At 71.0% G+C, this 23,055-nt stretch carries 22 protein-coding genes; 12 read left to right on the forward strand and 10 right to left on the reverse strand.

All coding sequences use genetic code 11. From position 1 onward, the window contains the following. Positions 1-92: 92 nt before the first annotated feature. Positions 93-527, reverse strand: a complete 435-nt coding sequence (locus F3T56_RS19925) for an ATP-binding protein (protein WP_149826532.1) — start codon at positions 525-527, stop codon at positions 93-95. Between the two features lie 341 nt (positions 528-868). After that, positions 869-1,897 carry a VldE C-terminal domain-containing protein gene (locus F3T56_RS19930; protein ID WP_172639035.1) on the reverse strand — a complete coding sequence of 343 codons (1,029 nt, stop codon included), beginning with the start codon at positions 1,895-1,897 and terminating at the stop codon, positions 869-871. Between the two features lie 736 nt (positions 1,898-2,633). Between F3T56_RS19930 and dapE the strand changes: the two genes are divergently transcribed. Together dapE and F3T56_RS19940 are read left to right on the forward strand one after the other, a co-directional pair. Next, positions 2,634-3,713, forward strand: a complete 1,080-nt coding sequence (dapE, locus tag F3T56_RS19935; RefSeq protein ID WP_149826533.1) for a succinyl-diaminopimelate desuccinylase — start codon at positions 2,634-2,636, stop codon at positions 3,711-3,713. Positions 3,714-3,864: 151 nt separating this feature from the next. Then, complete coding sequence (locus F3T56_RS19940) at positions 3,865-4,623, forward strand: LOG family protein (protein ID WP_149826534.1); 759 nt, start codon at positions 3,865-3,867, stop codon at positions 4,621-4,623. A 301-nt stretch (positions 4,624-4,924) separates the two neighbouring features. Here F3T56_RS19940 and folP read toward each other — a convergent pair whose 3' ends face one another. After that, a complete protein-coding gene (gene folP / locus F3T56_RS19945) occupies positions 4,925-5,785 on the reverse strand; it encodes a dihydropteroate synthase (protein ID WP_149826535.1) in 861 nt (286 codons plus the stop codon). 250 nt (positions 5,786-6,035) lie between these two features. On the opposite strand from folP, the gene F3T56_RS19950 reads away from it, so the two are divergent. Then, entirely contained in the window at positions 6,036-6,386 is a 351-nt protein-coding gene (locus F3T56_RS19950; protein WP_149826536.1) for a DivIVA domain-containing protein, read from the forward strand. Further along, positions 6,383-6,970 (forward strand): DNA-3-methyladenine glycosylase I, encoded by a 588-nt coding sequence (locus F3T56_RS19955; RefSeq protein ID WP_149826537.1) that lies wholly within the window; start codon positions 6,383-6,385, stop codon positions 6,968-6,970. Before F3T56_RS19950 ends, F3T56_RS19955 begins: the two co-directional genes overlap by 4 nt. Positions 6,971-7,050: 80 nt before the next feature. Here the strand turns inward: F3T56_RS19955 and chcB are convergent, their stop codons facing one another. Then, complete coding sequence (gene chcB / locus F3T56_RS19960; RefSeq protein WP_149826538.1) at positions 7,051-7,842, reverse strand: 2-cyclohexenylcarbonyl CoA isomerase; 792 nt, start codon at positions 7,840-7,842, stop codon at positions 7,051-7,053. A 377-nt stretch (positions 7,843-8,219) separates the two neighbouring features. On the opposite strand from chcB, the gene F3T56_RS19965 reads away from it, so the two are divergent. Then, positions 8,220-8,387: a DUF3117 domain-containing protein gene (locus F3T56_RS19965; protein ID WP_003966491.1), complete on the forward strand. Its 168-nt coding sequence runs from the start codon at positions 8,220-8,222 to the stop codon at positions 8,385-8,387. 93 nt (positions 8,388-8,480) lie between these two features. On the opposite strand, the gene F3T56_RS19970 is transcribed toward F3T56_RS19965, so the two are convergent. Then, positions 8,481-9,113, reverse strand: a complete 633-nt coding sequence (locus F3T56_RS19970) for an O-methyltransferase (RefSeq protein WP_342786963.1) — start codon at positions 9,111-9,113, stop codon at positions 8,481-8,483. Between the two features lie 344 nt (positions 9,114-9,457). On the opposite strand from F3T56_RS19970, the gene sigE reads away from it, so the two are divergent. The 5 genes from sigE (at position 9,458) to F3T56_RS19995 (ending at position 15,795) form a co-directional block, all read left to right on the forward strand. After that, positions 9,458-10,159, forward strand: coding sequence for an RNA polymerase sigma factor SigE (sigE, locus tag F3T56_RS19975; RefSeq protein WP_149826573.1), 702 nt, complete (start codon positions 9,458-9,460; stop codon positions 10,157-10,159). Further along, positions 10,156-11,397, forward strand: coding sequence for a zf-HC2 domain-containing protein (locus F3T56_RS19980; RefSeq protein ID WP_149826539.1), 1,242 nt, complete (start codon positions 10,156-10,158; stop codon positions 11,395-11,397). The genes sigE and F3T56_RS19980 overlap by 4 nt, the downstream gene beginning before the upstream one ends. 1,008 nt (positions 11,398-12,405) lie before the next feature. Next, positions 12,406-14,169 (forward strand): trypsin-like peptidase domain-containing protein, encoded by a 1,764-nt coding sequence (locus tag F3T56_RS19985; RefSeq protein ID WP_246203715.1) that lies wholly within the window; start codon positions 12,406-12,408, stop codon positions 14,167-14,169. Positions 14,170-14,417: 248 nt separating this feature from the next. Next, positions 14,418-14,864, forward strand: coding sequence for a sec-independent translocase (locus F3T56_RS19990; protein ID WP_149826541.1), 447 nt, complete (start codon positions 14,418-14,420; stop codon positions 14,862-14,864). 259 nt (positions 14,865-15,123) lie between these two features. Then, positions 15,124-15,795 (forward strand): hypothetical protein, encoded by a 672-nt coding sequence (locus tag F3T56_RS19995; protein ID WP_149826542.1) that lies wholly within the window; start codon positions 15,124-15,126, stop codon positions 15,793-15,795. Positions 15,796-15,952: 157 nt separating this feature from the next. Here the strand turns inward: F3T56_RS19995 and F3T56_RS20000 are convergent, their stop codons facing one another. The 3 genes from F3T56_RS20000 to F3T56_RS20010 all read right to left on the reverse strand — a co-directional run bounded on the left by F3T56_RS20000 (position 15,953) and on the right by F3T56_RS20010 (position 19,122). Further along, on the reverse strand, positions 15,953-17,086 hold the full coding sequence (locus F3T56_RS20000) for an Mrp/NBP35 family ATP-binding protein (protein ID WP_149826543.1): 1,134 nt from the start codon (positions 17,084-17,086) through the stop codon (positions 15,953-15,955). 43 nt (positions 17,087-17,129) lie between these two features. After that, positions 17,130-17,723 (reverse strand): DUF1003 domain-containing protein, encoded by a 594-nt coding sequence (locus tag F3T56_RS20005; protein WP_149826544.1) that lies wholly within the window; start codon positions 17,721-17,723, stop codon positions 17,130-17,132. Positions 17,724-17,826: 103 nt separating this feature from the next. Then, positions 17,827-19,122, reverse strand: coding sequence for a magnesium transporter MgtE N-terminal domain-containing protein (locus F3T56_RS20010; RefSeq protein ID WP_149826545.1), 1,296 nt, complete (start codon positions 19,120-19,122; stop codon positions 17,827-17,829). A 236-nt stretch (positions 19,123-19,358) separates the two neighbouring features. Between F3T56_RS20010 and F3T56_RS20015 the strand changes: the two genes are divergently transcribed. After that, on the forward strand, positions 19,359-20,111 hold the full coding sequence (locus F3T56_RS20015) for a hypothetical protein (protein WP_149826546.1): 753 nt from the start codon (positions 19,359-19,361) through the stop codon (positions 20,109-20,111). A 36-nt stretch (positions 20,112-20,147) separates the two neighbouring features. Here F3T56_RS20015 and F3T56_RS20020 read toward each other — a convergent pair whose 3' ends face one another. Then, complete coding sequence (locus F3T56_RS20020; protein ID WP_149826547.1) at positions 20,148-20,660, reverse strand: hypothetical protein; 513 nt, start codon at positions 20,658-20,660, stop codon at positions 20,148-20,150. Between the two features lie 40 nt (positions 20,661-20,700). Beyond that, entirely contained in the window at positions 20,701-21,825 is a 1,125-nt protein-coding gene (locus F3T56_RS20025) for a magnesium and cobalt transport protein CorA (protein ID WP_149826548.1), read from the reverse strand. 519 nt (positions 21,826-22,344) lie between these two features. Between F3T56_RS20025 and F3T56_RS20030 the strand changes: the two genes are divergently transcribed. Next, positions 22,345-22,929: a suppressor of fused domain protein gene (locus F3T56_RS20030; protein WP_149826549.1), complete on the forward strand. Its 585-nt coding sequence runs from the start codon at positions 22,345-22,347 to the stop codon at positions 22,927-22,929. The last annotated feature ends 126 nt before the right edge of the window (positions 22,930-23,055 follow it).

The raw sequence follows: 23,055 nt of genomic DNA on the forward strand, positions 1-23,055 counted from the left end.
CGCCTGGCGTAGTGGAGTGCCTGGCGTGGCAAGCCGAAGGGGCCCGGGGGAGACCCCCGGACCCCTTCGCCGCGAACCGTGAATCCCGGACGTCAGCCCAGCGGGCTCGCGCCCGGCAGCTGCCCGGCCGGCAGACCGCTCTTCGTGGCGGTCCTGGTGGTGTCACCCAGGACGTCACCGGCAGTGCCGACGGTCTGCCCGGCAGCCTTCTGCGCGACGGGCGTCGTCTTCTTGACGGTCTTCCCGCCGGTCTTGACGGCCTTCGCACCGGTCTTGCTCACGCTCGGCAGGGTCTCCTTGGCCGCCTTGTTGCCGACGCCGTTCGCGACCCCGGTGACGCTCTGCGTCGCGCTCTCGACGGCGGTACCGGTGTTCGCCGCGTCGACGGCGGACAGGCTGCCGAGGTTCGGGGTGGCGGGGAGTTCGGGCGCCGCGCTCGCGGAGCCGGCCGCACCGACCACGGAGGCCGCTCCCGCTGCGGTGAGCAGCGCGGCATTGGCGATCCGGCGGGTCAGGGGGAGGGACATGGTGCTCCTTTGACGGAAGAGAACGTTGAAGTGTCCGACCGTTCCCGGGAGTTGACCGTCGAGTCGAGTGGATGTCGAGTCGACCGTTCCGGGCTCGGACGCAGTGACTACCGCTCGAAGTCCGCGAAGGTTGCGGCGACCCGACGTAAAGAGTTGGCAATACGTCGCATTATCGAATGGGGATGAAGGCGGACAAACGCCACCCGGTCCGAAAGTCTGCTGAATCCTTACGTCCCTTTGTTTTCAAGGATTCTCGCGAGAGGGAGGGTGAGTGGGCGAAAACCTGCGCCTTTCGTCGACGCGGTGTGTCGCGCGTACCTCGCACGGGTGAGCCGTGCCCCCTACTGTCCAGTGACGATTCGGACCTCGGCGGTGGAGTCGGCCGCCGCCCCCTCCGCTTGCCGCCACGCGCCGGCCCGCCCCTCGGCGACCCACTCCCGCCCCGCGTACGAGACGCGCTGCACGCCCAGCCGGGACGAGTTGGCCACGGCCCAGTGCGCCAACTCCCAGCCGCGCCGCCGGACCTCGTCGGCGCCCCCGGCGTCCGAGACAGGGATGGTGACGGCGCCGGCGACGGGGGAGGCGGCGGGGTCGGGGCTGGTCTGCGCCTGCGGCGAACCACTGGCGGCAGCCTTCGAGGAACCTTCGGACCCCGAGGAACCCACCACGGCCCCCGCCGTGTCGAAGATCTCGTCCATCTCGTCCCCGAAGTCCCGTGCGAGCGCGCTGCGCACCGCCTCGGGACCGCCCGCGTAGGCGGTGGTGGACGCCTCCTGGCGCCCCTCGCAGGTCAGCGTGGCGGCCGCCCGGCCGGTCAGGGCGGCGGCGAGCAGCGTGGCGTCGGGCTCGTGCTTGGCGTACGCGTCCGGGTAACCGCTGCGCTGCACGCGCTGGGCGGCGACGGTCAACGGGAGGGCCTCATAGTCGTCCACTTTGACCAGATGGTCGTAGAACTCGCCCGCCGCGTACACCGGGTCCTGGATCTGCTCCTCGGTGCCCCAGCCCTGCGACGGCCGCTGCTGGAACAGCCCGAGCGAGTCCCGGTCGCCGTGGCTGATGTTGCGCAGGGCGGACTCCTGGATCGCCGTCGCCAGCGCGATGGTCACGGCCCGCTCGGGAAGGTCGCGCGAGGTACCCACCGCCGAGATCGTCGCCGCGTTGGCCGCCTGCTCGGGCGTGAACTCGTACGACACCTCGTCGTCCGCGCCCGACACGACCACACACCGCGGTGTGCCGTTGCCCCCGGTCAGATACTGCATCGTGAGATACGCCCCGAGCGCGACCAGCACGACGAACGCCGCCGCGAAACGCAGAAAGCAGCCACCACGACGGCGACGGGGATGAGGAGAAACGGTGTACGGCTCAGACACGCGGTACAAGGTACTGGAGAGTAATGGCCGTCCGCCGGGGGTTGTGAACAGTCGTACGAGAGCTGACCGGATCCGATCGCCAACCTCACCGCGACCCGCCCCGCCCGCTCCCCAGCCGCTCCGCAGCGGCGGAGGTCGCGGGCGCGCCCGCCCCGGCGCAAGCCGCCGCGTCTGGTGGCGGCGGGGCAACCCGCCCGCGCCCGTGCGCCGTGCGGGGCCTGGAACTGCGCCGGGCGGCCACAGGCCCCGAGCGCGTTCGGCCCTGACGAGTGCGGCCGCGGCGGCCATTCGCCGACGGGCTGGGCGCCGATGCCGGCAGCCGGAGTGAACCTCCTCGGAGGGCCGGCCGAGGCGGCGCGGCCCCGCGGCGGCCCGCCCCAGCCGCTCCGCAGCGGCGGAGGCCGCGGGCGCGCTCGCCCCGGCGCAAGCCGCCGCGTCTGGCGGCGGCGGGCATCTGCCCTGCGGCCGTGCGCCTCGCGGCCCAGGCCCCGAACACGCTCGGCCCCGACGAGTGTGGCCGCGGCGGCCACCCGTCGGCGGGCTGGGCGCCGATGCCGGCAGCCGGGGCGATGCCTCCTCGGCAGGCCGCCCGCGGCGGCGCGGCCTGGCCTCGCGCACGCTGCTCGCCTGGCGCACGCTGCCCGCCGAGTCCCGCGCACGTCGTCCGCCCGACCCCGAGCATGTCCCGCCCCCGCCGACCGGGGGCGGTTTTCGGTGGCGCGTTAGAGTCGACGGCATGGCCGAGACCCCGATTGACCTCACGCAGGACGCGGCGCGCCTGACCGCGCAGCTCGTCGACTTCCCCTCCGAGAGCGGTACCGAGAAGCCGCTCGCCGACGCGATCGAGGCCGCGCTGCGTGCCCTGCCGCATCTCACGGTCGACCGGTTCGGCAACAACGTCGTCGCCCGTACGACGCTGGGGCGGGCGGAGCGCGTGATCCTGGCCGGCCATATCGACACCGTTCCCATCGCCGACAACGTCCCCTCCCACCTCGACGGGGACGGCGTCCTGTGGGGCTGTGGCACCTGCGACATGAAGTCGGGCGTCGCGGTCCAGCTCCGTATCGCGGCCACGGTCCCCTCCCCGAACCGTGACCTGACCTTCGTCTTCTACGACAACGAAGAGGTCGCCGCCGAACTGAACGGCCTGAAGCATGTCTCCGAGGCCCACCCCGAGTGGCTCGCGGGCGACTTCGCGGTCCTGCTGGAGCCCTCGAACGGCCAGGTGGAGGGCGGCTGCCAGGGCACCCTGCGGGTCCTGCTGAAGACCAAGGGCGAGCGCGCCCACTCCGCCCGCAGCTGGATGGGCTCCAACGCCATCCACGCGGCGGCCCCGATCCTGGCCCGCCTCGCCGTGTACGAACCGCGCTACCCGGTGATCGACGGCCTGGAGTACCGGGAGGGCCTGAACGCCGTACGCATCGGGGGCGGGGTCGCGGGCAACGTCATCCCCGACGAGTGCGTGGTCACCGTCAACTTCCGCTACGCGCCCGACCGTACGGAGGATGAGGCACTCGCCCACGTCCGCGAGGTCTTCGCCGACTGCGGCGTCGAGGAGTTCGTCGTGGACGACCACAGCCCGGGCGCTCTGCCCGGCCTCTCCCACCCGGCGGCCGCGGCCTTCATCGAGGCGGTCGGCGGCACGCCTCAGCCCAAGTACGGCTGGACGGACGTCTCCCGCTTCAGCGCGCTCGGCGTCCCGGCCGTCAACTACGGCCCCGGCAACCCCCACTTGGCGCACAAGCGCGACGAACGCGTGGACACGGCGACGATCCTGGCGGGGGAGGAGCGCCTGAGGGCATGGCTGACGGCGTGAGACGACGTCTGCCGGAGAAGTGTCGGAGGAGTTCGCAGGAGTTCAGAGAAGTACCGGGTGGCGGATTGTGGCGGACACGCGCGCGTACCCCCTCCGTAACCCGCGTGGATCTACGCTGAGGTGAACCACCAGCACGGCGGAGGGAGCGGACATGGCGACCGGCAACCCCGAGGGCAAGAAGCAGCCACCGGAGGAGCAGCGGCTGGGACCGGTGCTGCGCAGGCGCACTCAGGTGCAGGCGAGCACGACCGACCAGCGCCTGCTGGATGCGGGCGGTCCCTCCGACTGGGTCCACACCGACCCCTGGCGGGTCCTTCGCATCCAGTCGGAGTTCATCGAGGGCTTCGGCACGCTCGCCGAACTCCCCGCCGCCATCAGCGTGTTCGGCTCCGCCCGTACGCCGGTCGACTCCGCGGAGTACGACGCGGGCGTGCGGCTCGGACGCGGCCTGGTGGAGGCGGGCTTCGCCGTGATCACCGGGGGTGGCCCCGGGGCCATGGAGGCGGCCAACAAGGGAGCCCTCGAAGCCGGCGGCACCTCCGTCGGCCTCGGCATCGAGCTCCCCTTCGAGCAGGGCCTCAACCCCTACGTCGACATCGGCCTCAACTTCCGCTACTTCTTCGTCCGGAAGATGATGTTCGTCAAGTACGCCCAGGGCTTCGTGGTCCTGCCCGGCGGTCTCGGCACCCTCGACGAACTCTTCGAGGCCCTCACGCTCGTCCAGACCCAGAAGGTCACCCGCTTCCCCATCGTCCTCTTCGGCGAGTCCTACTGGAGCGGTCTGATCGACTGGCTCACCCACACGCTGGTGGCCGAGGGCAAGGCCGCGAAGAAGGACCTGACCCTGTTCCACGTCACGGACGACGTGGACGAGGCGGTAGCCCTGGTCTCCAAGGAGGCCGGCCGCTAACCCGACGGCGGTCTTTTTCTCGCCCCCGCCGCCCCTACCCATTCCCATCCCCAGGGGCGGCTGCCCCTTCGACCCCGCTTCGCCTGAGAGCTCGGGGGGTGCGGTTTGTATGGCGGGTGCGGGTTGTCGTTGGTTGTTCGCGCAGTTCCCCGCGCCCCTTCAGGGGCGCGGGGAACTGCGCGAACGGCCCCCACTCAGCCGCACCCGCCAACGCACCGACTGGACCGAGCTCCCCCGCGGGGGTTGAAGGGGCGCAGCCCCTGATGATGGGGAGGGTAGGGGCGGCGGGGGCGAAAAACCCCTACGCCAGCCCCCGTCGGGCAACGGCCGGCGCCCGATGCCCCGCGATCGACGCCACCATGTCGAGCACCTGCTTCGTCTCGGCCACCTCATGCACCCGATACACCTGAGCCCCCAACCACGCCGACACCGCGGTCGTCGCGAGCGTCCCCACCACCCGTTCCTTCACGGGCCGGTCCAACGTCTCACCCACAAAGTCCTTGTTGGACAGAGACACCAACACCGGCCACCCGGTCGCCACCATCTCCCCCAGCCGCCGAGTCGCCTCAAGACTGTGCCGCGTGTTCTTCCCGAAGTCGTGCCCAGGATCGATCAGCACGGACTCCCGAGGCACCCCCAGCGCCACGGCCCGCTCCGCCAGCCCCACGGTCACCCGAAGAATGTCGGCCATGACATCGCCGTACTCGACCCGATGCGGCCGCGTACGAGGCTCGGACCCCCCGGCATGCGTGCACACCAGCCCCACCCGATACCGCGCCGCGACCTCCGCCAGCCGAGGGTCCACCCCGCCCCACGCGTCGTTGAGGAGATCCGCCCCGGCCTCGCAGACGGCCTCACCGACCTCATGCCGCCACGTGTCGACGCTGATGACAACATCGGGAAACCGCCGCCGCACCTCCGCGACGAACCCGACCGTCCGCCGCGCCTCCTCCTCGGCGGTCACTTCCTCCCCGGGCCCGGCCTTCACCCCGCCGACGTCGATGATGGCGGCCCCCTCGGCGACCGCCCGCTCCACACGCGCGAGCGCGGGCTCGTCCAGGAAGGTGGCCCCTTGGTCGTAGAAGGAGTCGGGGGTCCGGTTCACGATCGCCATGATCACCGGCTCGTGCACGCCGAATTCCCGCCTGCCCAGCCTGAGCATCCGCTGTGACCTCTTCCCCTGCGCCCTGTGGACGACCTGCGACTCAGGGGGGTTCGGAAAGTCCGCACAGCACCCACGGCGCAGGACTTTCCGAACCCCCCTGACCACCTGCGACCCTAACTGTCAGACTCGCATGGCACGATCGGAGCCGGACACAACTCGGATCCGAATCCGATCCGCCCCGGAGACACCTCGGGTCCGCGACAGAACCCGGATCCGAGACACCAGCCGAAGCGTGGGGACCTCAACGATGTTCATGTTCTTGTTCCTGGTCGTCGCGCTCGCGGTCGTGGTCGCCGCGGTGACGCTCGCCGTGGTGGGCGGCGGCGAGAGCGCGGCACTGCCGGAGGCCGCGGGCGAGCGCCTCCAGGACCCGCTGCCGGAGAACCGTCCGGTCAACCGAGCGGACGTGGAGGCGCTCCGCTTCCCGCTCGCCCTGCGCGGCTACCGCATGGTCGACGTCGACGACGCCCTCGGCCGCCTCGGCGCCGAGATCGCCGAGCGCGACGCCCGCATCGCCGACCTGGAGTCCGCCCTCGCGGGCGCCCGCGAGGCGACCCTGACCTCGCTGCACAAGCGGGAAGAGGGTGACCACCAGTGAGTGACGGCACGGCTCTCGCGGGGCCCGACGGCGTACTCCGCTGCCCCTGGGCTCTGTCCACCGACGACTACGTGGCGTACCACGACGAGGAATGGGGCCGCCCCGTCCACGGCGACGACGCCCTGTACGAGCGGCTGTGCCTGGAGGCCTTCCAGTCGGGCCTGTCCTGGATCACGATCCTCCGCCGCCGCGAGGGCTTCCGCACCGCCTTCGCCGACTTCAAGATCGCCCAAGTCGCCACCTTCACGGAATCCGACAAGGCCCGCCTCCTCGCCGACCCCGGCATCATCCGCAACCGCGCCAAGATCGAAGCGACGATCGCCAACGCCCAGGTCCTGGCCGACTGGCCCCCCGGCGAACTGGACACCCTGATCTGGTCCTACGCCCCGGACCCGGCCATCCGCCCCACCCCGAAGTCCCTGGCGGACGTCCCCGCGGTCACCGACGAGTCGAAGGCCCTGTCGAAGGCCCTGAAGAAGCGAGGCATCCGCTTCGTGGGCCCTACAACGGCATACGCCCTGATGCAGGCGTGCGGATTGGTCGACGACCACTTGGAGACTTGCGTCGCCAGGAGCGCCGCTTGAGGGGCGCGGGGCAGTGACACATGCGACTCCGCCGCGTGGGCGCGATCATCCACAACCGGCCCGCAGCTCCCCACGAACCGTTACCGGCCCAAATACTTGGGCGTCTCCTTGTTCACGAAGGCCTGCACCGCGATCCCGTGGTCCTGCGACGCCCCTGCCCGAGTCTGGAGTTCGTCCTCCTTCTCCAGCGTCTCGGCCAGCGAGTGGGAGAACCCGTAGGCCACCGCCTCCTTGATCGCCGCATACGCCACCGTTGGTCCCTCGGCCAGCATCCGCGCCACCTGCTCGGCCGTGGTGTGCAGCGAGGCCGCGGGGACGACCCGGTTCGCGATCCCCAGCTCGTACGCCTCCTGCGCCTTGACCGTGCGCGGGAAGAGCAGCAGATCGGCGGCGCGACCGGGCCCGACGACCCGCGGCAGGGTCCAGGAGACCCCGGAGTCGGCGGTGAGCGCGACCCCGGCGAACGACGTGTTGAAGGAGGCCGTGTCGGCGACCACGCGGTAGTCCGCCGCGAGCGCGAAGCCGAAGCCGGCGCCGGCCGCGACCCCGTTCACCCCGGCTACCACGGGTTTCGCCATGGTGGTGAGGGCCTTCACGACGGGGTTGTAGTGCTCCTTGACCGTGCTCATGACCTGCCCCGAGCCCTCCGCCAGCAGCCCGATGTGCTCCTTCAGGTCCTGCCCCACACAGAACGCCCGGTCCCCGGCGGCGGTCAGTAGCACGGCACGTACGGCGTTGTCTGAGGCGGCGGCCTCCACGGCCTCCCGCAGCGCGACCTTGGTCGCGAGGTTCAGCGCGTTCATCGCCTCGGGGCGGTTCAGCGTGATCGTCGCGAGCCCGTCGCTCACCTCGTAGAGCACGGTGTCGGCCATGGCGGTTCCCCTCCGGTGTCGCGGCTGGCGGCGTACTGGTCAGTACGCCCTGCGTCACAGCACAGCATGGCGGAGATCACGGGCGGCGGCGTGGGCGGAGCGTGTGACCTGCGTCAAAGAATCTCGATCGGCCGAGCGGCCGCCGAGGACCGTGCGGTGGCGCAGTATCGCAGTCACATCGCCGAATTGGGTGGTTTTGCTCGCGCGCGTTGCCCAAGCGATGCCGACTGATGTTGGTCATCGGGTCATGAGATGCGGGATAATGGCCTGGAAGCAATGTGTTCGATGCCGGTGTCGCGTGCCCCGAGGTGGGACCGCGCCTGCCCTCCAGGGCCGTCGGCTTAGGCGATGAGCTGGTTTCAGGAAGGGGTACGAGCATGGCGGCCATGAAGCCGCGGACGGGCGATGGCCCGCTCGAGGTGACCAAGGAGGGGCGGGGCATCGTCATGCGCGTTCCGCTCGAAGGCGGCGGGCGGCTCGTCGTCGAGCTGACCCCTGACGAGGCCGACGCACTCGGCGACGCCCTCAAGAAGGTCGTCGGCTGACGCGCGTAGCGACCATACCCTTTCAGCTGCCCCGGCACCGCCACTCGGCGGTGCCGGGGCACTGTTGTAGCGGGAGCCGGTCCAGTAGAGCGATCAGCGCTTGACCGCGCACAGCAGGCCGTCGCCCACCGGGAGCAGGGACGGTACGAGTTCGGGGCTCTCGCGGACCGCGCGGAGCAGCTCCCGCAGGCGTATGACCTCGGTGGGCTGAGGGCCGGAGTCCACGGTGCGGCCACTGGCGAAGACACCCTCGAAGGCCACGAGGCCACCGGGTCTGAGCAGGCGCAACGATTCAGCGAGATAGTCGAGGCTCTCCAGCCGGTCGCCGTCGCAGAAGACGAGGTCGTACCCGGAGTCCGCGAGCCGGGGCAGTACGTCGAGGGCGTGGCCGGGGATGAAGCGCGCGCGGTTGCTGGCGAAGCCGGCCACGCGGAACGCCTGCCGGGCGAACTGCTGGTGCTCCGGCTCCGGATCCACGGTGGTCAGCACCCCGTCCGGCCGCATGCCGTGCAGCAGATGGATCCCGGACACACCGGTCCCGGTCCCGATCTCCGCCACCGCCTTCGCGTCCACGGTGGCGGCGAGCACCCGCAGCGCGGCGCCCGTGCCGGGCGACACCGAGCGCAGCCCTGCCTCCCGGGCCCGGTCGCGGGCCCAGCGCAGCGCGTCGTCCTCGGCGACAAAGGCGTCGGCGAACGCCCAGCTCGTCAGCCGGTTGCCGGTAATGACCCTCTCCTTATGTCCCCTGGTTGCCTGGGCGTGACTGTATCCGTTGCCGTCGGGAACCTGCTGATGGGACCGGTCGTTTAAAGGGATGAGTGAGCGACGGGGGATCGGACGGGGGTCTAGGGATGGATCGGTACGCCGAGCGGGAGCGGGCGCGGGCGCAGACGCAGGTGCTGACCAAGCCATATGAGCCGCATCAGCCATATGAGCCACATCGGCGCACATCAATTTCTTATAAAACCGCTTATCCGGAGCTAACGGGCGAGGTGGCTATGGTAGGGGCTCCACTGGACACCACCAGAGCCGACAGGGGAGGTGCGGCCGCGCCTGTGGATCGGGGAGGAGTGCTGCGGCGCTTTCTCGGGTCGGCGGGCAGGCCGAAATCCGTGAACGACACCGCTGACCACAGCCACGCCACCGACGCCGCGCAGACCGCGACCTTCACCACGGACGCGCACGCGCAGGCGTGGACTCCGCCCACCTGGGAGGAGATCGTCAGCACCCACAGCGGCCGGGTCTACCGCCTCGCCTACCGTCTGACCGGCAACCAGCACGACGCCGAGGACCTCACCCAGGAGGTCTTCGTCCGCGTCTTCCGCTCCCTGTCGACGTACACGCCCGGCACGTTCGAGGGCTGGCTGCACCGCATCACCACGAACCTCTTCCTGGACATGGTCCGGCGCAAGCAGCGCATCCGCTTCGACGCCCTCGGGGACGACGCGGCCGAGCGGCTCCCCAGCCGCGAGCCCACCCCGCAGCAGGTCTTCAACGACGCGCACTTCGACGCCGACGTCCAGCAGGCCCTCGACACCCTGGCGCCCGAGTTCCGCGCCGCCGTCGTCCTCTGCGACATCGAAGGACTGTCGTACGAGGAGATCGCCGCGACCCTGGGCGTCAAGCTCGGCACGGTCCGCTCCCGGATCCACCGCGGCCGCTCCCAGCTCCGCAAGGCCCTCGCGCACCGCTCCCCGGAAGCCCGGGCCGAGCGTCGAGGGTTCTCGGTGCCACGGGTGCCCGCGCTGGGAGGAGGGGGCGCGACCGCGTGACTGGATCACGACCCAATTCAGCCGAGCGGCGAGTCGCTGACCAGCACCTGGGAGACCGTCTCTCCGCGCTGGTCGACGGAGAGCTCGGTCATGAGGCGCGCGAGCGCGTCCTGGCACATCTCGCCACCTGCTCGAAGTGCAAGGCTGAGGCGGACGCACAGCGCCGTCTGAAGAACGTCTTCGCGGAGGCCGCCCCACCGCCCCCTTCCGAGAGCTTCCTGGCCCGGCTCCAGATGCTCCCGGCGGGCGGCGACACCGACGGCGGTTCGCCGTTGGACGGCGGCGGCTTCGGGGGAAGACTCAGGGGGACGGCCGGTGGGCCCGGTCTTCCCTTGGACTCCTCTGACAGCGGGGACTTCGCGGACTTCGGCGTCTTCGGACCCCGGTCCGACTCCTTCGGATACCTCCCGTCGGGACCGCACCGCGGCGCTCTGTCGCCGTCGGAGGGTCGTGGACTGCTCGGCGGCCGGGGCCTTTCCGGCGGCCGCGGGTTCCTCGGTGACCGCGGCTTTCTGAGCGGGCGCGGCTTCCTGGGCGACCGAGGGGCGCTGGGGGGTGGTATCCCGGATGCCCCGTCGGGTGACCGAGGCTTCCTCGACCGAGGCCGCGGCTTCTCGGCGGACGACGACCCCGCCGAGGGCCGGGGGGACGAGACCGCCGAGAACCGCGGAGGCACGGGTGACCGTGGCTTTCGGATCCATGATGTGAGCCGGCACGAGGCCGAGCGTTCGGCCTCACGCGGCTTCCGGTTCGCCTTCGTGGCCGCCGGCGCGGTGTCGCTGGCCGCGATCGCGCTCGGCGGCATGACCACCGGGGTGCCGGCCGAGACGGTGGACGCCCGCGGCGGTTCCGGCTCCGGCAGCAATGTGACACCGCTGCGGGCGCAGGCCACGGGAGCCGCCCCCGAGTCGCAGCGCCGCCGGGGATCCGCCGGGCCGCTCCTCGGACAGGGCCAGCGGTCCACGGGCGAGGTGCCCGTGGCGCCGACGGCGATCTCCGCGCCCCTGCTGCCCGGAGTCCCCGCTCCGGTCGGCCAGGTCCGGCAGACCGCGCACCCGCTGACCACGCCCCTCCTGGCCGGCGCCGCTGCCATGTCCCCGCTCATACGTCCGCTCACCGCCGCTCCGCCGCTCCAGCTGACCGGGTGGTCCCCGGCACCCGGGCTCACCGCTCCGGGCCTGCTGACGGCACCCGACGCCACCTCGTCCCCCACTCCCACCTCCCCTGCCCTCCGCTGACCCCGAGTTCTGCGCGCCGGCCCACGAACCTGGTTGAATCCAGAGTGGGCCGCGTCCGCACTGGCCGGTTCCGGCCTGCGGCACTCGGTGAACGGTGGGCAGCGGGCCGGTTTTTGAGACGGCCCTAGGTGTGGGGAGAACATGGACGAGGGGAAGCCCACGAAGGCGCAGTGGTGGAGCCGACCCCGGGCGTCGCAGGGCGCGGGGGACAAGGCGACGGGGGTCGACGGGGTGGCCGCGGACTCGGTTCGCGGAGAAAGCGATGGGGGCGATTTCGAGTTGGAGCGACCCGCGACGGTGCCCGCCCCGGGTGGGGCCGGCCCCGACGACGACTTCGAACTGGCCCGCCCGGCACCGCCTTTGACGCCGAACGGCTCCGAACAGCCGAGTGACTCCGAGTCCGGTGACTCCGCGTCGGATGCCGATACCGGGGGCGACTTCGAGTTGGAGCGGCCCGCTGCGGCCGAGGCGTCGGTTGAGGACGTGGCCGCCGCTGAGGCCGCGCCTGCCGGTGACGGGGCGACGACGCTGCTGAAGCAGAGCAACTCGTCGTTCGGCGAGGAGAGTTCGCCCGCCGCCGACGAGGTCACCACGAGCGATGCGACAACCACACGACTGGGCCTGACGAAGAGCGCCTCGGTGAACGGCGACACGGCTCGGTCGGCTGCCGTTCACGAGGGGCCGGGGCTCGATTCGGCGGAGCGGAGCACGAGGGTCCAGGACACCACCGTGGTGGCGGGCGAGCAGAGCGGGGCCCTGGGCACCCCTGGAGCGCCCTCTGAGCGCCCCAAGCCGCTGCACGACCCCGATCCCTACAGCACCCCGCCGTACGGCGAGCCCGGCCCCTGGGCGCCCGCGCCGCCGGTCCAGCATCCGGCGACGACGCCGGCCCACGGCACAAACGTTCAGGCAACGACTCCGGCGCACGGTGTGCCCGACCCGACGGCACCCCAGACGCAGGGGGTGCCCGCCCCCGTGACGTCCCAGGCACCTGGCGTACCTGCTCCCATGACGTCCCAGACGCATGGGGCGCCCGCCGTCGTGGCGCAGCCGTCGCACGGCACGGCGACTTCGGCGGCGCCGCCCCCGCCGTCCGCCGCCGCACCGAGCCCGCCGCACGGCCCCTCGCCGGTGTCAGCGCCCCCTGCCGCCCCCCTGCCGTCGGCCGCTTCGGCCCACGGCACACACGCCTCGTCGGCGACACCCTCGCCGTCGCCGGTGACCCCGGCCCCCGGCACCTCCATGCCGCCCGCCGCTCCCCAGCCCGCGACGGGCCCGTACCCGGACGCCACCGCGCCCGCGGCGACTCCGTACGCGGACACCCCACAGCCTGCGGCCGCGCCCTACACGGACGCCCCGCAGCCCCACGCGACGCCGTACGCGGACTCGGCTCAACCCACGCCGCCGTCCTATGCGGACTCGGCTCAACCGGCGCCGCAGCCCTACACGGGCCACCCCTCCCACCCCACGCCCGCCGCCCCCTACCTGGACGCGTCCCAGGCCGCCCCGCCCTCCTACCCGTCCCCCTCCCCCCAGCCGCCCTACGCGGACGCGCCCCAAGCCGTCCCGCAAGGCGCCCCCAACCCCTGGCAGAACTACGACCCCTGGTCGGGCTCCGGCCCGTTGCAGCAGACCGGGGCCGCCGTGGTGACCGAGCAGGCGCGGCACAAGCGGGGGCTGAAGATCGCCGCGGTCGGTGCCGTGCTGATCGCGCTCGTGTCCGGGGGCGCCGGCGGAGCCGTGGGCGCGTATCTGGAGCGGAACGGCGGGGTCGGCGAGGTCGAGCTGCCGCAGTCCGGCGGAGGCGGGACGGGGCGGGCCCCCGACAGCGTCGCCGGGATCGCCGCCAGTGCGCTGCCCAGCGTCGTGACCCTGCATGTGAGCGGATCGGACGCGCAGGGGACCGGCACCGGGTTCGTGCTCGACGAGCGGGGCCACATCCTCACCAACAACCACGTCGTCGAGGCCGCCGCGACCTCCGGCGAGATATCGGTGACCTTCAGTGGCGGCGACACCGCGGAGGCCAAGATCGTCGGCCGGGACACCGGCTACGACCTCGCCGTCGTCAAGGTGACGGGCGTCGACGGGCTCAAGCCGCTGCCCCTCGGCAACTCCGACGAGGTCCAGGTCGGCGACCCGGTCGTCGCCATCGGTGCCCCCTTCGACCTGGCCAATACGGTCACCTCCGGCATCATCAGCGCCAAGGAGCGGCCCATCACGGCGGGCGGCCAGAGCGGCGACGCCAGCGATGTGTCGTACGTGGACGCGTTGCAGACCGACGCGCCGATAAACCCGGGCAACTCCGGCGGACCGCTCGTCGACGTCAACGCCCGGGTCGTCGGTATCAACAGCGCCATCCGATCCGCCGGCAGCGGCTCCGAGTCGGACGGCGGGCAGGCCGGTTCGATCGGACTCGGCTTCGCGATCCCCATCAACCAGGGCAAGCGCGTCGCCGAGGAACTGATCAACACGGGCAAGGCGACCCACCCGGTGATCGGCGTCACCCTCGACATGGACTACTCGGGTGACGGCGCCCGCATCGGCAACGACGACGGCGGCGACGCGGTCAACGCGGGTGGGCCGGCCGACCGGGCCGGCATTCGGTCGGGTGATGTCATCACCGAGGTTGACGGCCAGCGCATCCACTCCGGCGACGAGCTGATCGTCAAGGTACGCGCCCACCGCCCCGGCGACCGGCTGGAGCTCACCCTCCAGCGCGACGGCAGGGAACAGAAGGTCACCCTGACCCTCGGCTCGTCCGACGGCGGCTGACAGTGCGCCACCACGGCTCGGACGGCCGGACGTACTGACAGGAACTTCACAGGAGGGGGCCCCGCACCCCCTCCTGTCAGGCAAACAGCTGGGAAAACCAGCCGTGCGACCCTGGTCGGAGGGTGCGCGACAGTACCCGATCGACAGGATCGCCGGGTACCGTGGACCCGGCCCGGACCACGGAAGACCTGCCGGACCGCGGAAGATCTGCCGAGGGCCGCGACCGAGGACATCGCAAGGAGCTTCAGGTGTTCAATGACATAGGTGCGCTCGAGCTGGCGACGCTCATCGTCCTTGCCGTGCTCGTCTTCGGTCCGGAGAAGCTCCCGAAGGTGATCCAGGACGTCACGCGCACGATCCGCAAGATCCGTGAGTTCTCGGACAGCGCCAAGCAGGACATCCGCAACGAACTCGGCCCGGAGTTCAAGGACTTCGAGTTCGAGGACCTCAACCCCAAGACGTTCATCCGCAAGCAGCTGGACAACGACGACCTGGGGCTGAAGGAGATCCGCAACGGCTTCGACATGAAGAAGGAGATGGCCGAGCTCACGGACGCGGTCCACGGCCGCGAGTCCGAGACCTCGTCCGCCGCCGCCTCCACGTCGGGTTCCTCGGGCGGCTCCGTCGACATGAGCAAGAAGCGCGCCGCCCTGGAGAAGGACGAGCGTCCGCCCTACGACATGGACGCCACCTGAGCCGTACGCCATCTCGGCTGTACGCCGTACCTCCGCGTGCTGCCGCGCCCCGTACGTGATGCGATTCATACCGGTCACGCATCTCCGTACGGCCCGAAGCCGCCCGTACGCCGTCCTACGCGCCGGGCGTTTTCCCTGCTGCTCGGAGCGCTGTGGCTATGCTGCCCAGTTGTTGTGCGGACCGAACGCAGAGCGAGCGACGACGCCCGAGGGGGGCGGGCCGCTCCGGTCCGCCTAGAGCGAGGAGGCGTCCGGGCAGATGGAGACGACGAGTCGGGTAGGCGCGCAGGCGTCGGCCGCGGAGGGCGGACAACAGGTCCCCTCCGCCCGACGCACGGTCGACGGCTACCTGCTGGCGCCCTTCCCGTGGTACGGCCTCGACGAGGCCTTCACAGGGCCGCGCTGGCTGATGCAGGTGGGTACGTCGGCGGAAGGTGCCGTCGAACACGGTTCGATCGGCCACGGTGACGAGCCCTCGGTGCGCAACGAGTACGCCGCCGGGGCGGACGACGAGGCCAAGGAACGGTTCGCGGTGGTGGTGACCGTCGCCGCGAATCCGTCCCGGAGGAGCGCCGACGGTACGGGGCTGCTGGAAGCCACGTCGGTTTCCTCGGCGGCGTGGCTCGCGGGCGTGGGGCTGCTGTCCTTCACGTGGCCCGGGCAGTTGGACCACTCCCTGCGGGACGACTGGCTGGACCAGCAGACCGAGGCGGCGTGGGTGCTGGCGGACGACCTGGCCGGGCCGGACTGGTCGACGCTGTCCCTGCCGGTGGACGGGGTGCCTACGCCGTTCCACTACCGGGAGTCCGAGTTCGGGTGGGTGCTCGCCGGGTCGACCTCGGAAGGGGTGCATGTGGGGGCGTACGGGAGAGGGATGAGCGCGTACGGTCTTGGCTTCGCCATGATCAAGGACATCGCCACATACGCATAAGCGAAAGGGCACCGCTTCGTTTGGTTGCGGTGCCCTTCATCGCCGTAGGAGTGCAGGGTTCGTTGGGGGCTGCGGGTCCGTCGTGGCTGGTCGCGCAGTTCCCCGCGCCCCTGAAAGCAGCAGCACCCCAAGCTTCGAAGCGAGCCCTGAGATCGCCCTAGAACTTGTTCCTCGGGGTGATGCCCAGGCTCATGCCCGACAGGCCCCGCTGGCGGCCGCCCAGCTTGCTCGCGATGGCCCGCAGGGCCGAGCCGGCGGGGGAGTCGGGGTCGGTCAGGACCACCGGCTTGCCCTCGTCTCCGCCCTCGCGGAGGCGGACGTCGATGGGGATGTTGCCGAGGACCGGGACCGTCGTACCGGTCGTACGCGTCAGACCGTCCGCCACGACCTGGCCGCCGCCCGTGCCGAAGACGTCGACCATCCCGTCGCAGTGCGGGCAGGGGAGGCCGGACATGTTCTCGACGACGCCGACGATCTTCTGGTGGGTCTGGACGGCGATGGAGCCGGCGCGCTCCGCCACCTCGGCCGCCGCCATCTGAGGCGTCGTCACGACGAGGATCTCGGCGTTCGGGACCAGCTGGGCCACGGAGATGGCGATGTCGCCCGTACCCGGGGGCAGATCGAGCAGAAGGACATCCAGGTCGCCCCAGTACACGTCCGCCAGGAACTGCTGGAGGGCGCGGTGGAGCATCGGGCCGCGCCAGACGACGGGGTCGTTGCCGGGGGTGAACATGCCGATCGAGATGACCTTCACGCCGTTCGCGGACGGCGGCATGATCATGTTCTCGACCTGGGTGGGACGGCCGTCGGCGCCGAGCATGCGTGGCACGGAGTGGCCGTAGATGTCGGCGTCCACGACACCGACCTTCAGACCGTCGGCCGCCATCGCCGCCGCCAGGTTCACCGTCACCGAGGACTTGCCGACGCCGCCCTTGCCCGAGGCGACGGCGTACACGCGCGTGAGGGAGCCCGGTTTCGCGAACGGGACCTCGCGCTCGGCCTGGCCGCCCCGCAGGGCGGAGGCCAGCTCGCGGCGCTGCTCGTCGCTCATGACGTCGAGCTCGACGTCGACGCGGGTGACGCCCTCGACCCGCGAGACCGCCTCCGTCACGCGCTGCGTGATCGTGTCGCGCATGGGGCAGCCGGAGACCGTCAGGTACACGGCGACCGCGACCGCTCCGTCCGCATCGATCTCCACCGATTTGACCATCCCGAGGTCGGTGATGGGCCGGTTGATCTCGGGGTCGTTCACCGTCGCCAGTGCTTCACGCACCGCGTCTTCCATAGCCATAAGGACGATGGTACGGCGACCGGCGGGGGCGTCGGAAAGCCCGTCAGCGGTCGCCTTCATCACGCCCGCGGGGGTGCTCCACCGGGAATACGACCCGTCCGTCCCCGTTCCGCTCGTGCAGCCCCCTGGTCAGGTCCTGGAGTTCGGAACGCAGCCAGTCACGCGTGGCGACCTCGCCCAGACCGATGCGCAGCGCCGCGATCTCCCGGGTCAGGTACTCGGTGTCGGCGATCGAGCGTTCGTTCTGCTTGCGGTCCTGTTCGAGTTCGACCCGGGCGCGGTCGTCCTGCCGGTTCTGCGCCAGCAGGATCAGTGGGGCGGCGTAGGAGGCCTGCAGGGACAGCACCAGCGTCAGGAAGATGAACGGGTACTCGTCGAAGCGCAGGTGGCTCGGCGCGGAGATGTTCCACAGCACCCACACGATGATCACGACCGTCATCCAGACGAGGAACCGCCCGGTGCCGATGAAGCGTGCGATCCGTTCCGAGAAGCGTCCGAAGGCCTCCGGGTCCCACTCGGGCAGGAACCTGGCCCGGCGCGGCAGGGGCAGGTCCAGGCGCGTACGTGGGCGCGCGGTGACCCCGGTGGGCATGCGCTCCCGTACGGGCGCACCGGAGGAAGGCGTGCGCTCGCGCATGGGCGCGCCCGCGTGATCCCGCTCGCGCCCCCCGAGCCCTCCGATCCGCCCGTCACGACCGTCTCGTCCCCGGCGCCCGTCTCGTCCTCCGCGCCCGTCGCGCTCAGGAACCATGGGCGGCCCCCTCGACGTCCCCGCCGTCCTCGTCCAGGTAAAACTCCGTCTCCCGCCAGTCCTCGGGCAGCATGTGGTCCAGTACGTCGTCCACGGTCACCGCACCCAGCAGCGAGCCGCTCTCGTCGACCACGGGCGCCGCGACCATGTCGTACGTCGCGAAGAACCCGGCGACCTCCGGCAGCGGGGCCTCCGGATCGAGCGGCTGGAGGTCGTTGTCGAGGATCGAGCTGACCAGGGAGTACGGCGGGTCCCGCAGCAGCCGCTGGAAGTGGACCGTGCCGAGGTACTTGCCGGTCGGGGTCTCGTCCGGCGGCCGGCACACATACACCTGGGCGGCGAGCGCGGGGGAGAGGTCGGGCTCGCGGACCCGGGCGAGCGCGTCGGCGACGGTGGAGTCCGGGCGCAGCACGATCGGCTCGGTGGTCATCAGACCGCCGGCGGTCTTCTCCTCGTACGCCAGGAGCCGGCGTACGTCCGCCGCCTCCTCCGGCCGCATCAGCGTCAGCAGCCGCTCCTGCTCCTCCTCCGGCAGCTCGGCGAGCAGGTCGGCGGCGTCGTCCGGGTCCATGGCCTCCAGGACGTCGGCGGCCCGCTCCTCCTTGAGCTTGCCGAGGATCTCGATCTGGTCGTCCTCCGGAAGCTCCTCCAGGACGTCGGCGAGGCGATCGTCGTCGAGGGCGGCGGCGACCTCGGCCCGGCGCTTGGCGGAGAGGTGGTGCAGGACGTTGGCGAGGTCGGCCGGGCGGAGCTGCTCGAAGGTGGCGAGGAGGCTCTCCGCGCCCTGCCCGTGCTCCTCCAGCGAGAACCCGGTCACCGCCGACCACTCCACGGTCAGCGTCTCGCCCCGGTGCCGCCGGAACGCCCCGCCCTTCCCCTTCCGTACGAACACCCGGTCGATCTCCCAGTCGCGGCGGGCCGGCAGCTGCTGCACCGAGATGTCGAGGACCGTCACCTCCTCACCCGTCTCCACGAGCTGTACGCGACGGTCCAGCAGTTCCCCGATGACGAGCCGCTCGGTGGGCCGCTGCTCGAAGCGGCGCACGTTCAGGACGCCGGTGGTGATGACCTGGCCGGACTCCACTCCCGTGACCCGGGTCATCGGCAGGAAGATCCGGCGCCGCGTGGACAGCTCGACGACCAGGCCGAGCAGCCGCGGCGGCTTCCGCCCGACCCGCAGGATGGCCACGAGGTCACGGACCCGGCCCACCTGGTCGCCGTTCGGGTCGAAGACGGCGACTCCGGAGAGGTGCGAGACGAAGATCCGGGTCGCCACGGGCGCCATGAGCCACCCCTTCCTCTTGTGTGAGCCTTGTGTCCTCTATGTGGAGTGAGCCTTTCGCGATAATCACGCGAGTCATACGGAGTCATACGGGATTGTCCGCGGAGGAGGGCTTCAGGCTAGCCCGTCCCGATCGGATATGCCCTGGTGAGCGGTGCGGACGGACTGCCTCCGTGGCGCGGCGGGAGCCCCGGTACTCTGCGGTACGCCTGGACTCCCCACGAAGAGGTGTGTCGTCTGTGACTCTCATTCCCCGTACCCGAAGGGCCGCACTGGTGAGCGCCGTCTGCGCCCTCGTGGCGAGCGGGCTGGGGCTCACCGGGTGCAGCGAGGATCCGAACGAGGGCACCAACGGCGTCGGCAAGCTGCAACCGGCACAGATCCAGAGCAAGACCAAGGCGGCCGCCACCGCGGCGGGCGCGGTCCGGCTCTCCGGGGCCGTGGTGAGCAACGGCAAGACGTACAAGCTGGACATGCGCCTGAAGGAGGGCGGCGGCACGGGCTCGGTGACCGCGGAGGGCTCGACCTTCCGGCTGCTGAAGGTCGGCGAGCACCTCTTCCTCAAGGCCGACGCCGACTTCTGGGCCCCCGAGGAGGAGGGCAAGGGCGGCGACGACGACGCCGAGGCGGCCGCCGCGGACAAGCTGGACGGCATGTACGTGAAGGTGCCGACCGGCGACCCCGCCTACAAGCGCTTCAGCGGCTTCACCGACAAGGACGTCCTCCTCGACGGGCTGCTCACCCTCCACGGCGCCCTGTCCACCGACGGCTACCATGATCAGTCCGGCACCCGCACGATCCGCATCACCGGCGACAAGGGCTCCGGCGGCACCCTCGACGTCGCCCTGGAGGGCACCCCGTACCCCCTCCGCCTGGTCCGCGCGGGCGACGCCGGCACGATCCTCCTCACCGACTGGGGCAAGGACTTCACCCTGAAGGAACCGGACGAGAAGTCGGTGGTGGACTACGGCAAGCAGCTGCCCACGTCGTAGTGGCGGAGCGTTACTTCTAAACCTTCCTAAGCCTTCCTACGCCTTCTTGCGCCGCTTCAGAAGCAGCCTGGGCAACCCCGCCGGAATCGGCCTCCGCGTAGTCGCGGGCGTCGGCACCGGCACCGCCGCCAGGTCGCCGTCGGGCAACGGCGACGTGGTCCCCGTCGGCTCCAGGCGAAGTACCCGGCACTCCCGGCCCCACCGCTCCGGCATGGCCTCACCATCAGGCGCGTTCAACCGCTTGCCCTTGAGCTCGGCCACCGCGGCCTCCCACTCGACAGAGCCCGCGGCCAGCTCCACGACCGTCGCGTCCCAGGTCACCAGCCGCCCGCCCTTGTCCTTGCTGCGCACGGTGACCACGGCGGAACCCCCGTCGACGAGCCCCGGCAACGGCTGCTCCCCCGGCCCGTCGCCGACCAGGCACACCGCACCCTCGTGCCAGACATGCCACAGCGCACGCGACGCCACCCCGTCGCCCCGCACCCAGATGAGCCCGGACTTCTTGGTGGCCTCCTCGACGAGGGCCCGGTCGAGCAGCTGTTCCGTCATGAACAGCAGCCTAGCCGGGCCCCGCAAAACCGCCCCTCGGCTAGAGCCACCCGTTCCGCTTGAGCGTGCGGTGGATGCCGAAGCAGATCGCGACCGTGATGGTCAGGACCATCGGGTACCCGAACTTCCAGCGCAGCTCCGGCATGTAGTCGAAGTTCATGCCGTACACGCCACACACCATCGTCGGTACGGCGATGATGGCCGCCCACGAGGTGATCTTCCGCATGTCCTCGTTCTGGGCGACGGAGGCCTGCGCCAGGTTGGCCTGGAGGATCGAGTTGAGGAGTTCGTCGAAGCCGACGACCTGCTCCTGGACGCGGGCGAGGTGGTCGGCCACGTCACGGAAGTACTTCTGGATGTCGGGGTCGACCAGCCGCATCGGCCGCTCGCTCAGCAGCTGCATGGGCCGCACCAGCGGCAGCACCGCGCGCTTGAACTCCATGACCTCGCGCTTGAGTTGGTAGATCCGGCCGGCGTCCGTACCCCGCGGCGTGCCCTTGCGCCCCGGCGAGAACACCTCGGTCTCCACCTCGTCGATGTCGTCCTGGACGGCGTCCGCGACGGCCACGTACCCGTCGACGACGTGGTCGGCGATGGCGTGCAGCACGGCCGAGGGGCCCTTGGCGAGCAACGCCGGGTCGTCCTGCAGCCGGTGGCGCAGCGCGCGCAGCGAACCCTGACCGCCGTGCCGGACGGTGATGAAGAAGTCCCGCCCGGTGAAGCACATGACCTCGCCGGACTCGACCACCTCGCTGGTGGAGGTGAGTTCGTCGTGCTCGACGTAGTGGATGGTCTTGAAGACGGTGAAGAGGGTGTCGTCGTACCGCTCCAGCTTCGGCCGCTGGTGCGCGTGCACCGCGTCCTCCACGGCCAGCGGGTGCAGCCCGAACTCGGCGGCGATACCGGAGAATTCGGCCTCGGACGGCTCGTGCAGCCCGATCCAGACGAAGCCGCCGTCCCGGCGCACCTGACGGATCGCCTCGTGCGGGGTCAGGCAGCGCTCGGTGGCGACGCGCACGCCGTCGCGGTAGACGGCGCAGTCCACGACGGCCGTCGTCGCCTCCGCCGGGCGCGTGGCGTCGTACGGGCCCCCGTCCTTGCGCAGCGACAGGTGCGAGGTACGGGTCGGGCGGACCGCGGCACGCAGGTTGTTGATCATCGACATGGGCAGACTCCTTCGCAACGAAAGGCCGCCGACGACGGTTGGAACTACCCGGAATGGGGACGTTTTGACTGCGGATGTTTGGCACGTCCACAAAGCGGGGAGCACCGCACCGTCGCGGTGACAGCTTCGCTTGATTCAGATCAGCGATTCAGATCAAGACGGGAAAGAAGTGCTCTTCCGTTGCGCGACGACCGACGGACGGCACGACGCGAGTGAGGGTGGCAGCCAAGCAGAGAGTTGAAGCCAGAGCTACGGAACTCAGTGGGCGGAAGAGCGGGTGGTACTGCACGGTCGACTTCGGTCCATCGCAGCCCCACCTCCTCCGGCCGGTCCCTCGTAAGGGACGTTCCATGCCCCGCTCGGGGTTCCCCGTAGGGGAGTCAGTTCTCGGCCGAGGTCTTGAGAGCGACGCTTCTGCGTGCTGCTCGTGTGTTGACCTGACCGGCGCCCAAGACTAACAGTCGACTGAAGTGTCAAGGTGCCCGTTTGCCGGTTCCTGACGAGTTCTATGCTCGGCTCATGGCTGATGTTCTTCCGTTGGTGGAGGCCCGTTTGCGCACCGCGCTGGGCGAACCGGACGCGCGTGCCGCGGTCACCTTCCTCGGTACGGACCGCATCGAGGTCCTCCGCTTCACCGACGGAGACCTCGTCCGCTACGCCACCCTCGGCATGTCCCTCCAGCCGATGGCCGACCCGACCGCGATGCTCGCCGACCCCGTCAAGGGCCCGCGCGCCGAGCTCGTCCTGTCCGTACGGCACGGGGCGGCCGACACCGACAAGGTGCTCCGCCCGCTCGCCGTGCTCGCCGCGTCACCGCAGGTCGAAGGCGTGGTCGTGGCCCCCGGCGCCTCCCTCGACGTGGGTGAGCCGCTCTGGCCGGGCGCCCTCTTCACCTCCGTCCTCGTCGCCGAGTCCGGCGGCCTCGTCGAGGACCTCGAACTGGACGCCCCCGCCGACCCCGTACGTTTTCTGCCCCTCCTGCCGATGACCGCCAACGAGGCCGCCTGGAAGCGGGTGCATGGCGCCCAGGCCCTCCAGGAGCGCTGGCTCACGCACGGCACGGATCTGCGCGACCCGGTCCGCAAGTCGGTCCCCCTGGACTGACGGGACCGACCGATTCCGACTCCTCTTTCGACTCCCTGGTGTGACGGACGGCACGGCGTACGTGACCGGAGGGCGCCCGGCAGGTGGCCGAAAATCGCCGCTTCCCTTGGACGTGCGGGTAGTTGA

The sequence above is a fragment of the Streptomyces tailanensis genome (assembly GCF_008386495.1).
Lineage (GTDB): Bacteria > Actinomycetota > Actinomycetes > Streptomycetales > Streptomycetaceae > Streptomyces > Streptomyces tailanensis.

What these genes read in the sequence shown, in the direction of transcription:
- F3T56_RS19925 (WP_149826532.1), bottom strand. Translation starts at nt 527, where the DNA reads ATGTCCCTCCCCCTGACCCGCCGGATCGCCAATGCCGCGCTGCTCACC.
- dapE (WP_149826533.1), top strand. Translation starts at nt 2,634, where the DNA reads ATGGCCGAGACCCCGATTGACCTCACGCAGGACGCGGCGCGCCTGACC.
- F3T56_RS19940 (WP_149826534.1), top strand. Translation starts at nt 3,865, where the DNA reads ATGGCGACCGGCAACCCCGAGGGCAAGAAGCAGCCACCGGAGGAGCAG.
- folP (WP_149826535.1), bottom strand. Translation starts at nt 5,785, where the DNA reads ATGCTCAGGCTGGGCAGGCGGGAATTCGGCGTGCACGAGCCGGTGATC.
- F3T56_RS19950 (WP_149826536.1), top strand. Translation starts at nt 6,036, where the DNA reads ATGTTCATGTTCTTGTTCCTGGTCGTCGCGCTCGCGGTCGTGGTCGCC.
- chcB (WP_149826538.1), bottom strand. Translation starts at nt 7,842, where the DNA reads ATGGCCGACACCGTGCTCTACGAGGTGAGCGACGGGCTCGCGACGATC.
- F3T56_RS19965 (WP_003966491.1), top strand. Translation starts at nt 8,220, where the DNA reads ATGGCGGCCATGAAGCCGCGGACGGGCGATGGCCCGCTCGAGGTGACC.
- F3T56_RS19985 (WP_246203715.1), top strand. Translation starts at nt 12,406, where the DNA reads ATGACGTCCCAGACGCATGGGGCGCCCGCCGTCGTGGCGCAGCCGTCG.
- F3T56_RS19995 (WP_149826542.1), top strand. Translation starts at nt 15,124, where the DNA reads ATGGAGACGACGAGTCGGGTAGGCGCGCAGGCGTCGGCCGCGGAGGGC.
- F3T56_RS20000 (WP_149826543.1), bottom strand. Translation starts at nt 17,086, where the DNA reads ATGGCTATGGAAGACGCGGTGCGTGAAGCACTGGCGACGGTGAACGAC.
- F3T56_RS20005 (WP_149826544.1), bottom strand. Translation starts at nt 17,723, where the DNA reads ATGCGCGAGCGCACGCCTTCCTCCGGTGCGCCCGTACGGGAGCGCATG.
- F3T56_RS20010 (WP_149826545.1), bottom strand. Translation starts at nt 19,122, where the DNA reads ATGGCGCCCGTGGCGACCCGGATCTTCGTCTCGCACCTCTCCGGAGTC.
- F3T56_RS20020 (WP_149826547.1), bottom strand. Translation starts at nt 20,660, where the DNA reads ATGACGGAACAGCTGCTCGACCGGGCCCTCGTCGAGGAGGCCACCAAG.
- F3T56_RS20025 (WP_149826548.1), bottom strand. Translation starts at nt 21,825, where the DNA reads ATGTCGATGATCAACAACCTGCGTGCCGCGGTCCGCCCGACCCGTACC.
- F3T56_RS20030 (WP_149826549.1), top strand. Translation starts at nt 22,345, where the DNA reads ATGGCTGATGTTCTTCCGTTGGTGGAGGCCCGTTTGCGCACCGCGCTG.